Annotated in this window: 11 protein-coding genes and 1 pseudogene; 7 read left to right on the top strand and 5 right to left on the bottom strand. The window is 70.9% G+C overall.

All coding sequences use genetic code 11. From position 1 onward, the window contains the following. Window positions 1–11: 11 nt before the first annotated feature. Window positions 12–104 (bottom strand): annotated as a pseudogene (locus tag RKD20_RS06585) (transposase); the annotation flags it as partial. A 390-nt stretch (window positions 105–494) separates the two neighbouring features. Here RKD20_RS06585 and RKD20_RS06580 point away from each other — a divergent pair. From RKD20_RS06580 to abc-f, 3 genes are all read left to right on the top strand, one after another. Further along, complete coding sequence (locus RKD20_RS06580) at window positions 495–2,198, top strand: BCCT family transporter (protein WP_424876852.1); 1,704 nt, start codon at window positions 495–497, stop codon at window positions 2,196–2,198. A gap of 198 nt (window positions 2,199–2,396) precedes the next feature. Beyond that, a complete protein-coding gene (locus tag RKD20_RS06575) occupies window positions 2,397–3,425 on the top strand; it encodes an oxidoreductase (RefSeq protein ID WP_424876851.1) in 1,029 nt (342 codons plus the stop codon). Window positions 3,426–3,473: 48 nt separating this feature from the next. Beyond that, on the top strand, window positions 3,474–5,117 hold the full coding sequence (abc-f, locus tag RKD20_RS06570) for a ribosomal protection-like ABC-F family protein (protein ID WP_424876850.1): 1,644 nt from the start codon (window positions 3,474–3,476) through the stop codon (window positions 5,115–5,117). Between the two features lie 57 nt (window positions 5,118–5,174). Here the strand turns inward: abc-f and RKD20_RS06565 are convergent, their stop codons facing one another. The 3 genes from RKD20_RS06565 to RKD20_RS06555 all read right to left on the bottom strand — a co-directional run bounded on the left by RKD20_RS06565 (window position 5,175) and on the right by RKD20_RS06555 (window position 8,711). Next, the gene (locus RKD20_RS06565) at window positions 5,175–7,526 is read right to left on the bottom strand and encodes a Tex family protein (protein ID WP_424876849.1); all 2,352 of its coding nucleotides are present in this window, start codon (window positions 7,524–7,526) and stop codon (window positions 5,175–5,177) included. Between the two features lie 94 nt (window positions 7,527–7,620). After that, window positions 7,621–7,752: an LPFR motif small protein gene (locus RKD20_RS06560; protein WP_252100555.1), complete on the bottom strand. Its 132-nt coding sequence runs from the start codon at window positions 7,750–7,752 to the stop codon at window positions 7,621–7,623. An 89-nt stretch (window positions 7,753–7,841) separates the two neighbouring features. Further along, a complete protein-coding gene (locus RKD20_RS06555) occupies window positions 7,842–8,711 on the bottom strand; it encodes an SCO6745 family protein (protein WP_424876848.1) in 870 nt (289 codons plus the stop codon). Window positions 8,712–8,824: 113 nt separating this feature from the next. On the opposite strand from RKD20_RS06555, the gene RKD20_RS06550 reads away from it, so the two are divergent. Both RKD20_RS06550 and RKD20_RS06545 read left to right on the top strand, forming a co-directional pair. After that, window positions 8,825–9,784, top strand: a complete 960-nt coding sequence (locus tag RKD20_RS06550) for a GlxA family transcriptional regulator (protein WP_424876847.1) — start codon at window positions 8,825–8,827, stop codon at window positions 9,782–9,784. 11 nt (window positions 9,785–9,795) lie between these two features. Beyond that, entirely contained in the window at window positions 9,796–10,446 is a 651-nt protein-coding gene (locus RKD20_RS06545; protein ID WP_424876846.1) for a DJ-1/PfpI family protein, read from the top strand. Here the strand turns inward: RKD20_RS06545 and RKD20_RS06540 are convergent. Beyond that, a complete protein-coding gene (locus RKD20_RS06540) occupies window positions 10,418–11,182 on the bottom strand; it encodes an enoyl-CoA hydratase/isomerase family protein (protein ID WP_424876845.1) in 765 nt (254 codons plus the stop codon). The two genes, RKD20_RS06545 and RKD20_RS06540, sit on opposite strands and share 29 nt — an antisense overlap. A gap of 69 nt (window positions 11,183–11,251) precedes the next feature. On the opposite strand from RKD20_RS06540, the gene RKD20_RS06535 reads away from it, so the two are divergent. Both RKD20_RS06535 and RKD20_RS06530 read left to right on the top strand, forming a co-directional pair. Further along, window positions 11,252–11,857: an HdeD family acid-resistance protein gene (locus RKD20_RS06535; RefSeq protein ID WP_424876844.1), complete on the top strand. Its 606-nt coding sequence runs from the start codon at window positions 11,252–11,254 to the stop codon at window positions 11,855–11,857. 126 nt (window positions 11,858–11,983) lie between these two features. Further along, window positions 11,984–12,508, top strand: coding sequence for an ATP-binding protein (locus RKD20_RS06530; protein ID WP_424876843.1), 525 nt, complete (start codon window positions 11,984–11,986; stop codon window positions 12,506–12,508). Window positions 12,509–12,518: the final 10 nt, after the last annotated feature.

Below are 12,518 nucleotides of genomic sequence, written 5' to 3'. Positions count from 1 at the left end.
GGCACGCGTGCTCTCCAACAGGTCATGCCCGAGCCGAAGCCCATCTGGGCGGGCAGGTGTTCCCACTGGATGCCGGTGTGCAGCACGTACAGGATCCCGCAGAGAACCTCAGCCCGCCCTGCCGACACCACCGCTGAGACCAAAGCCTTCATTGCGTTGGCCGTTGTCAGCGGAAATGCGACTTCACCCCTGAAGGGCAACGGTGCGGTCGCAGATCTGCCGGCCACCTCTCTCCGAGACCTGCTGGACTGATCGCGAAACGGGCGGCCTTACACAGGACGGAACCCATGTCGCCCACCTCCACCGCTTCGGTCAACGCCAGCCCCTGCGCGCCCTCGTCCCGCTGCTTCTCGACGAACGCGCTCCCTATCACCTGACGGTCGGGGAGCCCGACACCGGCTGCTGAATCGGCTCCGATCTGCGGCACCTGTGGTAGGTCCTGGGGAACTGTGTGAAAACCGGCGTATCCACTGCCCCGGGGGAAGGTGCCGCACATGACTGAAGACCTGAAGCAGAGAGGTGGCCGGGAAGACCCCACCGCGGGGATTCTCGGCCACCGGACCGACCGGGTGGTGTTCGGCGTCACCGCCGCCATCACCCTGGCCTTCGTGATCTGGGGCTGGGCGGCGACCGACTCGCTGGAGGACGTCTCCACCAGCATGCTCGGCGGGCTGATCCACAACGGCGGCTGGGCCTTCATGCTGGCCGCCTCGTGTTTCGTGGTGTTCGCCCTCTGGCTCGCGATGAGCCGCTACGGCCGCATCCACCTGGGCGCCGAGGGCGAGGAACCCGAGTTCAAGACCGTCTCCTGGGTCGCGATGATGTTCAGCGCCGGCATGGGCATCGGCCTGATGTTCTACGGCGTCAGTGAGCCCCTCTCGCACTACACGACCCCGCCTCCGGGCACGAGTCCCGCCAACTCCGGTGAACGCATGGAGACGGCGATGGCCACCACCCTGTTCCACTGGACCCTGCACCCCTGGGCGATCTACGCGGTGGTCGGCCTGGGCATCGCCTACAGCACCTTCCGCAAGCGCCGGCGCCAGACCATCAGCGCCGTGTTCACCCCGCTCATCGGGGAGAAGCACGCGAACGGCACCGCGGGCCGCGTGATCGACATCCTCGCGATCATCGCCACCGTCTTCGGCTCCGCGGCCTCCCTCGGCCTCGGCGCCCTCCAGATCGGCTCCGGCTTCCAGGAGCTGAACTGGATGGACCACGTCAGCACCGGACTGCTCGTCACGATCATCGCCGTGCTGACCCTGGCCTTCGTGCTCTCGGCCGTCTCCGGCATCGAGCGGGGCATCCAGTGGCTGTCCAACACCAACATGGTGCTCGCCCTGATCCTCGCCGTGTTCGTGTTCATCGCGGGCCCCACGATCATCGTCCTCGACCTGCTGCCCACCTCGGTCTTCTCCTACCTCGGCGATCTGCCCCAGCTCGCGGGGCGTACCGAGGCGAGCGGCGGCAAGGGCGTCGCGGACTGGCTCGGCAGCTGGACCGTCTTCTACTGGGCCTGGTGGATCTCCTGGACGCCCTTCGTCGGCATGTTCATCGCCCGCATCAGCCGCGGCCGCACCATCCGGCAGTTCGTCGGCGGCGTCATCCTGGTGCCCAGCACGGTCAGCCTCGTCTGGTTCGCGATCTTCGGCGGTACGGCCATGAAGCTGAAGGAGGGCGGCGCGCTCGCCGGCGAGTCGACCCCGGAGGGCCAGCTGTTCGGCGTGCTCCAGGAGTTCCCCCTCGCCACCGCCACCAGCCTGCTCGTGATGATCCTGGTCGGCATCTTCTTCGTCTCCGGAGCCGACGCCGCGTCCATCGTGATGGGCACGCTCTCCCAGAAGGGCGCCCTCGAACCCGGCCGTTTCGTCGTCGTGTTCTGGGGTGTGGTCACCGGAGCGGTCGCCGCCATCATGCTGCTCGTCGGCAGCGGCCAGGGCGACGCGCTCACCGGCCTGCAGAACCTCACGATCCTGGCCGCCGCCCCCTTCGTCCTCGTGATGATCGGGATGTGTGTCGCCCTCATGCGCGATCTGCGCCAGGACCCGGTGATCGTGCGCGGCGAGATGGGCTCCGAGGCCGTCGAACTCGCCGTGATCGAGGGCCACAAGAAGTACGACGGCGACTTCGGGATCCAGATCGGCCCGGGCCCCGGCACCGAGACGGAGGGTGACCCGCTGGGCCACGACCACAGCTGAGTACGGCGCACGTCGGGAGGAGGGGGTCACACCCTCTCCGACCGGTCCTCCTTCGACCACGCGTACGCCGCTGACGCCGGGCCGCGCCGCCAACTCCTCGTGCACGCCGAGGTACTTGTCGAGCGACCGCGCCGCCCGGCGTGAGCGGAATGACCCATGCCGTGCTCAGACCGGCCCAAAGCCGGGAATACTCACACCATGTCTGCCGCATACGCGACCTTCGGCCTGGCACCGGCGATGCGTGCCGGTGGAGTACTCGCCAACGGTGACGTCCAGGTCCACCGGGACTTCCTGGACTTCATCGTCGACGGCCGGCCGCTCCTCTTCCAGCTCTCCGACCTCGACGCCGTCTCCCCCCTCGCCTCCGACGTCCCACCCGCGATCTTCACCGCCCAGGTCCGCAGCCTCCTGGGCGAGACGGACGCCCCGCTTCCGAACGGCCGGCACGTCATCTACGGCTGCCCCGAGTGCGAGGACCTCGGCTGCGGTGCCGTCACCGCCGTCATCGAGCGGGACGGCGACGACTTCATCTGGCGCGACTTCGCCTGGCAGACCGCGGAGGCCGTGGACGTCCAGCTCAACGGCTACCACGGCATCGGGCCGTTCCGCTTCCAGGGCGCCGAGTACCGCACGGCGCTCGACTCCCTGCTCCGGGGCGCCGAAGACTCGGAGGGCTCCCGCCGCCGCGTCCTGCTCATCGGCGCCCGCGTCGCCGTCCTCGCCAAACTCGCCGCCGCCCTGCGCGCCATCGGCATCGGCGCCGACATCACCCGCGAGGTCGGTGAGGTCCACGCCGACGAACTGCGCGGCTACGGCGCCGTGGCCTTCGGCCGCGCGGTCACCGAGGAGGAACGTGCCGCCGTACGCCGCTCCTTCGCCCGCGCGGGCGTCGACGTGGCCTACGTCGACGGCCTCGCCCCGATCGTCCCTCTGCTCGTGGCGCAGATTGAGCACGCCCTGGACCGCCGCCCGGTGGAACTGCGCCGGCTGACCCGGCTGGTGGCCGCCGACGGCGAGGCCGGCGTCGAGGTCACCTCGCCGTGCCGGGTGCGCCTGACGGCGTACCGTCTCGACCGGCTGTACCGCACCCACGCCCAGGAGGTCTTCGACGGCGTCCTGGAAGCGGGCCGGCACCGCATCGCCCTGGACGCCAAGGCGGTGCGGGGAGAAGCGTTCGTGGTGGCGCGGACCTCGGGAAGCGTCCTGGTGGAGGCGATGGCCCGCTGAGAACCGGGGCGCCGGGCACCCACCACGGCCATTAGGATCGACGGTCTGATGACTGCCACCCTCGTCGCCAAGAACCTCGCCGCCGGCCACGGCGACCGTTCCCTGTTCAGCGGGCTCGACCTCGTCGTCGCGCCCGGAGATGTGATCGGCCTGGTCGGGGCCAACGGCGCGGGCAAGTCCACGCTGCTCAGGATGCTCGCGGGTCTGCTCGCCCCGGAGGAGGGAGAGCTCAGGCTCTCCCCGCCCACGGCCACCGTCGGGCACCTGCCGCAGGAGCCGGAGCGGCGCCCGGGGGAGACCGTGCGCGAGTTCCTCGCCCGCCGCACCGGAGTCGCCGAGGCCCAGCGGGTGATGGACGAGGCGACCCAGGCCCTGGTCGACGGGGCACCGGGCGCCGACGACGCCTACGCCACCAGCCTGGAGCGCTGGCTGGACCTCGGCGGCGCCGACCTCGACGAACGGGCCGAGGAGGTCACCGACTCGCTGGGCCTGGCGGTCGACCTGGACCAGCCGATGACGTCCCTGTCGGGCGGCCAGGCGGCACGAGCAGGCCTCGCCTCCCTGCTGCTCTCCCGCTACGACCTGTTCCTCCTCGACGAGCCGACCAACGACCTCGACCTGGACGGCCTGGAGCGCCTGGAGCGGTTCGTGAAGGGCCTAAGAGCCGGCACGGTGGTCGTCAGCCACGACCGCGAGTTCCTCACCCGCACGGTCACCAAGGTCCTCGAACTCGACCTGGCCCAGCAGCAGATCACCCTGTACGGCGGCGGCTACGAGGCCTACCTGGAGGAGCGCGAGGTCGCCCGCCGGCACGCCCGGGACGACTACGAGGAGTACGCCGACAAGCGCTCAGCGCTCCAGGACCGGGCGCAGATGCAGCGCTCGTGGATGGACAAGGGCGTGAAGAACGCGCGCCGCAAGGCGAACAACGACAACGACAAGATCGGCCGCAAGTTCCGCAGCGAGGCCAGCGAGAAGCAGGCCGCGAAGGCCCGCCAGACCCAGCGCATGATCGAACGCCTCGATGTCGTCGACGAGCCGCGCAAGGAGTGGGAACTGCGCATGGAGATCGCGTCGGCGCCCCGCTCCGGCGCGGTCGTCGCGACTCTGCGGGACGCCGAGGTACGCCACGGCGACTTCGTCCTGGGCCCGGTGTCCCTCCAGATCGACTGGGCGGACCGGGTGGCCGTCACGGGCGCGAACGGGGCCGGCAAGTCCACTCTGCTCGGCGCCCTGCTGGGCCGGGTGCCGCTGACCTCCGGCCAGTCCTCCCTGGGCTCCGGTGTCCTGATCGGCGAGGTAGACCAGGCCCGCGAGCTGTTCCACGGTGAGGAGTCCCTGCTGGACGCCTTCTGCGCGGCGGTCCCCGACACCGAACCGGCGGAGGTCCGCACCCTCCTGGCCAAGTTCGGCCTGAAGTCCGACCACGTCACGCGCTCGGCGGCGACGCTCTCCCCTGGGGAGCGGACGAGGGCGGCGCTCGCCTTGTTGCAGGGCCGGGGGGTGAATCTCCTGGTCCTGGACGAGCCCACCAACCACCTCGACCTGCCGGCGATCGAACAGCTGGAATCCGCGCTGGACGCCTACGAAGGCACCCTGCTGTTGGTCACCCACGACCGCAGAATGCTGGACGCGGTAAGGGTGAACCGCCGCCTGGAGCTCTCGTCGGGCAAGGTGACGGAAACTCGTTAGGGGCGCGGGGAACGGCGCGACCAGCCACAGCCGACCCGCAGTTCCCCACGACCTGTACTAGCGTTTGCCGTTCTTCGGATTGAGCAGGCCCGCCTTCCGCAAAGCGTCAGCCATCGCACTGTTGCCCGGCGCAGGCGCCTGCTGCCGCTGCTGAGGCGGCCGCCCACCCCGCTGCGGCTGACGACGCTCCCCACCGGAGGACTTCGGCGCCGCTTCGTCGTCGAGCCGCAGCGTCAACGAGATCCGCTTGCGGGGAATGTCGACTTCCAGCACCTTCACCTTGACGATGTCACCGGGCTTCACCACATCCCGCGGGTCCTTGACGAACGTCTTCGACAGCGCGGAGACATGCGCCAGACCGTCCTGGTGGACACCGACGTCGATAAACGCCCCGAACGCCGCCACATTGGTCACGACCCCCTCCAGCACCATCCCGGCGGACAGGTCGGAGATCTTCTCGACACCCTCCTTGAAGGTCGCCGTCTTGAAGGCGGGCCGCGGGTCGCGGCCCGGCTTCTCCAGCTCCTTGAGGATGTCGCTCACCGTGGGCAGACCGAACGTCTCGTCCACGAAGTCCTGCGGCCTCAGCGACCGCAGCACCCCGGTGTTGCCGATGAGGGAGGCGACTTCCTGACCCGCGGTCTTCACCATGCGCCGCACCACCGGATACGCCTCGGGGTGGACGCTGGAGGAGTCCAGTGGGTCGTCGCCGCCGCGGATCCGCAGGAAGCCCGCGCACTGCTCGTACGCCTTGGGGCCCAGCCGGGCCACCTTCTTCAGCTGGGTGCGGGACTTGAAGGGGCCGTTCGCGTCGCGGTGCGACACGATGTTCTCCGCCAGTCCGGAGGTGATGCCGGAGACCCGGGCGAGCAGCGGGGCGGACGCGGTGTTGACGTCGACCCCCACGCCGTTCACACAGTCCTCCACCACCGCGTCCAGGGAGCGCGACAGCTTCACCTCGGACAGGTCGTGCTGGTACTGGCCGACGCCGATCGACTTCGGGTCGATCTTCACCAGCTCGGCCAGCGGGTCCTGGAGCCGGCGCGCGATGGAGACGGCGCCGCGCAGCGACACGTCCATGTCCGGCAGCTCCTGCGAGGCGAACGCGGAGGCCGAGTACACGGAGGCGCCCGCCTCGGACACCATCACCTTGGTGAGCTTCAGCTCCGGGTGCTTGGTGATCAGTTCCCCGGCGAGCTTGTCGGTCTCGCGGGAGGCCGTGCCGTTGCCGATCGCGATCAGCTCGACCGCGTGCTCCATGGCGAGCCGGGCCAGCTTGGCGATCGCCTCGTCCCACCGGTTGGCCGGGACGTGCGGGTGGATGACGTCGGTGGCGACGACCTTGCCGGTCGCGTCGACCACGGCGACCTTGACGCCCGTACGGAAGCCGGGGTCCAGGCCGAGCGTCGAGCGTGTGCCGGCCGGGGCGGCGAGCAGCAGGTCGCGGAGGTTGGCCGCGAACACGTTGACCGCCTCGTCCTCGGCGGCCGTCCGCAGCCGCAGCCTGAGGTCGATGCCGAGGTGCACGAGGATGCGGGTCCGCCAGGCCCAGCGGACCGTGTCCGTCAGCCACTTGTCGCCGGGGCGGCCGCGGTCGGCGATCCCGAACCGGTGGGCCACGATGCCCTCGTAGGACGAGGGTCCCTCGGTGGGCTCCTCGGGCTCCAGGACGAGGTCGAGGACCTCCTCCTTCTCGCCGCGCAGCATCGCCAGGATGCGGTGCGAGGGCAGGTTCGTGAAGGGCTCGGTGAAGTCGAAGTAGTCGGCGAACTTGGCGCCCGCCTCCTCCTTGCCGTCCCGCACCTTGGCGGCCAGCCGCCCCCGCACCCACATGCGCTCGCGGAGCTCGCCGATCAGGTCGGCGTCCTCCGAGAAGCGCTCGGTGAGGATCGCCCGGGCGCCGTCGAGCGCGGCCTGCGCGTCGGGCACGCCCTTGTCGGCGTCGACGAACGCGGCGGCCGCGGCGAGCGGAGCGACACCCGGGTCCCCGAGCAGGCCCTCGGCGAGCGGTTCGAGGCCGGCCTCGCGGGCGATCTGCGCCTTGGTGCGGCGCTTCGGCTTGAACGGCAGGTAGATGTCCTCGAGGCGCGCCTTGGTCTCCGCGCCCTGGATCCGCGCCTGAAGCTCCTCGGTGAGCTTGCCCTGCTCGCGCACCGAGTCGAGGATCGCCGTCCGCCGCTCCTCCAGCTCCCGCAGATACCGCAACCGCTCCTCGAGCGTGCGCAGCTGCGCGTCGTCGAGCATCTCGGTCGCTTCCTTGCGGTAGCGGGCGATGAAGGGAACCGTGGAACCGCCGTCGAGCAGTTCCACGGCGGCCTTCACCTGCCGCTCCCGTACGCCGAGCTCCTCGGCGATCCTGCTTTCGATCGACCCTGCGCTGGTGGACCCGCTGGACCCGGGTGTCGTCACGATCCCGTACCGCCTTCTCACTGAGGTTGCGCGGCAATTGTGGCAGGCGGCACCGACAGTCGGGGATCAGGGCGCGGTCATACGACCGGGGGCATCACGCCCTGCGGCTCCGCGTGGAGCCGGACGCACCGCCGAAGAGCCGGGCCAGTGCCCGGAAGGGCAGGGTCACCACGGTGGCGATGGCGCCACCGATCTGGCGCAGGACGTCTGCGATCGCGCGGAACATGTGCTTCCCCTTTCCTCTCCCGGCCAGGACGACCGGGAAGGGAACGGGTACCTCCGAGACGGCCGGGCAATCTTCGTGGCCCGGGAAGATCAGCGCTTGCCGATCAGGTCCGCGGGATAGGCCCCCGCCGCCATTGCGGTTCGCGCGAACCCCACCGCGAGCTCGGTCAGCCGTCGTACGCCCTCCGGCCCGAGGTGCTCGTACGGGGCCCGGTCCAGCCGGTCCGTCTCGGCCTCGACCTCCTCCCGCAGGGCGAGCCCCCGCTCGGTGAGCTCACCGTCTGCGTCCAGAAGTCCGCGTCCACGGAGCCGTTCGACGGCCGCGTCCCACTCCTGACGGGTCCACCCGCGCGTGGTGAACACCCAGGACGGCGTCATGCCCCGGCCGGTCGCGGTGTGGGTCACCAGAGCCTCAAGACCGTCCAGCTCCGCGGCCATCAAGGCGGCCAGATGTCCGTCGCCCCGGTGCTCGCGCAGCAGCGTCGCGGCGTGCCAGAACGCCAGGTGGGGCTCCTCGGGCACCGGCAGGTCGGCGTGCGCGGAGTACAGCGGGCGGGCGGCGCGCGAACAGCCCTCCGCGGCCCGCAGCGCGAGCCGCGCGGCCTCGGCCATCCCGTCCGAGGTCACGGTCTCGTCGCCGAGCAGGCGGCGCAGGGTCGCGTCGACGGCACGCACGCGTGCCGCCAGAACCTGTTCGGGCGTGGCGGTCCGCCACACGGCGGGCACGTGCTCGGCGACCAGCTCGTGCTTGTAGTTGTAGAACGCGGCCGTCACCGCTCCCGGGCCGACCGGTCCCAGCGCGGCGGCCCGCACCGCGAAGTTGACGGCTCTCGGGTGCGTGACACCGATCGCGGCCAGCTCCTTGCCCAGGTCGGGAGAGAAGTAGTGCGCGGCGTGCAGGGAGTTGAGGGGGTTGTGACAGCGGCGGCCGACGCGCGGTTCCAGGGCGGCAGTAGTCATGGCGAGCAGGTTACCGACCGCTTGGTATCCCCTCTACGGGGAGGCTGCGCAGGGCAGAAAAGGTGGGGAACTCGTCATTGCCGCCATCGCCCCGCGGCCCAAGAATCGGGGACATGGCCCAGCGAACCGTTCTCTTCGTCCTCTTCGACGGGGTGCAGAGCCTCGACGTCACCGGCCCGTTGGAGGTCTTCGCCGGCGCCGAGCAGCTCGCCCCGGGCACCTACCGCATCCGTACGGCCTCGCCGGACGGCGCTCCCGTACGCACCTCCAGCGGCCTGACCGTCGTACCGGACGAAGCCCTCGCGCGGGCGGACGCCCCGCACACCCTCCTCGTGCCCGGTGGCCAGGGCACCCGGCACCCCGACGCGCGCCTCGCCGACTGGCTGCGCGAGTACGGACCCCGGGCCGAGCGCCTGGTCTCGGTGTGCACCGGCGCCATCCGGCTCGCCGAGGCAGGGCTCCTGGACGGCCGCCGGGTCACCACGCACTGGGCGTACTGCGACAAGCTGGCCCGCGACCACCCGGCCGTCGAGGTGGACCCCGACCCGATCTACGTGCGCGACGGACAGGTGTCGACGTCCGCCGGCGTCACCTCGGGCATCGACCTCGCGCTCGCCCTGGTCGAGGAGGACCTGGGCCGGGAGGCCGCCCTCGCCATCGCCCGCCACCTGGTCGTCTTCCTGCGCCGGCCGGGCAACCAGGCCCAGTTCAGCGCCCAGCTCGCCGCCCAGACCGCGCAGCGCGAGCCGCTGCGCGAGGTCCAGCTGTGGATCACCGAGCACCCCGCCGACGACCTGAGCGTCGAGGCCCTCGCCGCCCGGGCCCGCCTCTCGCCCCGCCACTTCGCGCGTGCCTTCCGGACCGAGACCGGCATGACGCCCGGCCGGTACGTCGACCGGGTCCGGCTCGAACACGCCCGCCGTCTCCTGGAGGACACCTCCGACGGCATCGAGGAGATCTCCCGCGCCAGCGGCTACGGCACACCCGAGGGGATGCGCCGTGCCTTCGTCAAAGCCCTCGGCACGGCCCCCTCCGAGTACCGCCGCCGCTTCCACCCGACCCCGGCCCGCTGAAAGGACTCCCTGTGCAGATCGCCATCGTCCTCTTCGACCGTTTCACCGCCCTGGACGCGATCGGCCCGTACGAGACCCTGGGCCGTCTCCCGGACTCGGAGGTCGTCTTCGTCGCCGAGGAGACCGGCCCCGTCCGTACGGACAACGGCAGGCTCGCCCTGGTCGCCGACAAGAGCCTCGCCGAGGCGCCGCACCCCGACATCGTGGTCGTCCCGGGCGGCCCCGGACAGACCCCGCAGATGACCAACCAGGCACTGCTGGACTGGATCCGCGCCGCCGACGCCACCAGCACCTGGACGACGTCCGTGTGCACCGGCTCCCTGCTGCTCGCGGCGGCGGGCCTCCTCGAAGGCCGCCGGGCCACCTCGCACTGGCTGGCCCTCGACGAACTGAGGAAGTTCGGCGTCGAACCGACCGGGGAGCGGGTCGTGGTGGACGGCAAGTACGTCACCGCGGCCGGGGTCTCGTCCGGTATCGACATGGGGCTCGACCTGATCGGCCGGACGGCGGGAGACTTCGTCGCCCAGGCCGTGCAGCTGGGCATCGAGTACGATCCGCAGCCGCCCTACGACGCCGGGGCCCCGCAGAAGGCACCCGCGGACGTCGTGGAACTGCTCCGCTCCAGGAGCCGTTTCATCCTCGGCCAGGAACCGACCACGTGAACCGCGGCTGACGGCGCTCCAGGAACGCGGCGACCCCCTCCGAGGTGTCGTCGCTGTCCCGTGTCTGCGCGCTCCAGTGCGCGTCCCGGTCCGTGCGGCCGTTCGCGAACTCCTTCGCCGCGGCCTGCGTGAGCTGCGAACGGGACGCCAGGATCCGCGCGAACTCCCCGACCCGCTTGGTGAGTTCGCCCTCCGGCAGTACCTCGTCGACCAGACCCGAACGCAGTGCCCGCTCCGCGTCGATCAACTCGCCCGAGAACAACAGGTACTTGGCGGTGGCCGGACCGACCAGCGACACCAACCGCCGGGTGGAGGAGGCCGGATACACGATACCGAGCTTCGCCGGAGTCACCCCGAACAGCGCGCCCTCCTCGGCGAACCGCAGGTCGCACGCCGCCGCGAGCTGCGACCCGCCGCCCACGCAGTGCCCCCGGACCGCCGCGAGCGTCGGCTTCGGAAACGCGGCCAGGGCCTCCTCGGCCCGCACCGCGAGGCCCTGGGCCTCCTCGGGCGACCGGCGCAGCGTGGAGATGTCGGCGCCCGCGCAGAACGTCCCGCCCTGCCCGGTCAGCACGAGCATCCGGACGCCCGGATCGGCGGCCAGCGTGTCCAGCAGCGGCGGCAGTGCTCCCCACATCGCGGCCGTCATGGCATTGCGCTTGGCCGGATGGTGGACCACGACGGTAGCGACCGAGTCGGCGACGGTGTGCAGCAACTGCGGTTCCGGGTACTCCATGGGTCGGATGCTAGCCGTACCCCCCGACCGCACGATCAAGAAGGGGCCCGCGGCGCGAGGAGGCCCCGCATGGCAGTGAACAAGGCGGAGAACCCGGAGACGGCCAGGCTGAGCCGCGATTTCGGCTGGCTGGCGGCGCTCGGTGTGATCCTGGTGATCGCCGGACTCGTCGGGCTGGTCTACACCGGGGTGGCCACGCTCACCTCGATGATCCTGTTCGGCTGGCTCCTGCTGATCGGCGGCGTGGTCGGACTGCTGCACGCGGTCCAGGCCCGGGGCTCCAGCTTCTTCTGGCTCGGTGTCGTGGTCGCCGCACTGAACATCGCGGCCGGCGTCGTCGTCATCGCCCGCCCGGAGGCGGCCGCCGCGGCGCTGACCATGTTCGCCGCGCTGCTCTTCCTGACCGGCGGGGTGTTCCGGCTGGTCGGCAGTCTGGTGGTGCGGGGACCGCAGTTCGGCTGGACGCTCGTGCAGGGCGCCTTCGGTCTGCTGCTGGGCATCCTGGTGCTGGCCTCCTGGCCGAGCAGCAGCAAGTACGTGATCGGCTGCTTCTTCTCGCTCGCCCTGCTCTTCGACGGTCTCGGGCTCATCGCCACCGGGTTCGGCGGACGAAAGATCGTCGGCATGGTCACCGAACAGCACGAGGCAGTCGCCAAGCCGACGCAATCCGAATAGTTCCGCGCGGAATCGGTCAGGGGCATTCGATATGCGCTGACTTCTGTTCAGACATCCGGAGGGGAGCGGTGCGCTGCCAACACTCGACATGTGGTGACAATCGAGCGCAAGGGTGGCGACCGAAGAATGGACGATCATGGGCGTGGGTCAGGCCCTCGCCCGACGGACAGCGGAGAAGACCCCCTCGAACCGGACCCTCTCGACCGGGGCACACCGGACCCGCTGCCGTACGAGGGGGTGTGGAGGTTCACCGCCCCCGCCGTCGACGCGTCGGTCCCGCAGGCGCGCCACGCCGTGCGGGACCTGCTGTACCGCCAGGGAGTGCCCGTCTCGGACGACCTCGTCCAGGGCCTCCTGCTGATCGTGTCCGAGCTCGTCACGAACGCCGTCCGGCACGCGGCCCTGCTCTCACCGATGCTCGCCGTGGAGGTGGCCGTGGGTGCGGAGTGGGTGCGGGTGTCCGTGGAGGACAACCACCCCTACCGGCCGACCGCCCTGGAGGCCGACCACAGCGGTGAGGGGGGCAGGGGACTGCTCCTGGTCCGCGAGATCACCCGCGAGGCGGGCGGGGTCTGCGACGTCGAGCACACCTCCAGCGGCGGCAAGGTGATCTGGGCCGCCCTGCCGCTCAAGGCCGTGCGCGTGTCCTGAAGGCCCATGG

This window comes from Streptomyces sp. SLBN-8D4, assembly GCF_049739545.1.
GTDB classification, from domain to species: Bacteria; Actinomycetota; Actinomycetes; order Streptomycetales; family Streptomycetaceae; genus Streptomyces; species Streptomyces canus_C.
The sequence above is the reverse complement of the archived record's forward strand: the minus strand, read 5'-3'. Positions and strand labels throughout refer to the sequence as shown.

Bases quoted from the DNA above. Each gene is read 5' to 3' on its own strand.
- RKD20_RS06580 (WP_424876852.1), top strand. From the start codon at position 495: ATGACTGAAGACCTGAAGCAGAGAGGTGGCCGGGAAGACCCCACCGCG.
- RKD20_RS06575 (WP_424876851.1), top strand. From the start codon at position 2,397: ATGTCTGCCGCATACGCGACCTTCGGCCTGGCACCGGCGATGCGTGCC.
- abc-f (WP_424876850.1), top strand. From the start codon at position 3,474: ATGACTGCCACCCTCGTCGCCAAGAACCTCGCCGCCGGCCACGGCGAC.
- RKD20_RS06560 (WP_252100555.1), bottom strand. From the start codon at position 7,752: ATGTTCCGCGCGATCGCAGACGTCCTGCGCCAGATCGGTGGCGCCATC.
- RKD20_RS06555 (WP_424876848.1), bottom strand. From the start codon at position 8,711: ATGACTACTGCCGCCCTGGAACCGCGCGTCGGCCGCCGCTGTCACAAC.
- RKD20_RS06550 (WP_424876847.1), top strand. From the start codon at position 8,825: ATGGCCCAGCGAACCGTTCTCTTCGTCCTCTTCGACGGGGTGCAGAGC.
- RKD20_RS06540 (WP_424876845.1), bottom strand. From the start codon at position 11,182: ATGGAGTACCCGGAACCGCAGTTGCTGCACACCGTCGCCGACTCGGTC.
- RKD20_RS06535 (WP_424876844.1), top strand. From the start codon at position 11,252: ATGGCAGTGAACAAGGCGGAGAACCCGGAGACGGCCAGGCTGAGCCGC.
- RKD20_RS06530 (WP_424876843.1), top strand. From the start codon at position 11,984: ATGGACGATCATGGGCGTGGGTCAGGCCCTCGCCCGACGGACAGCGGA.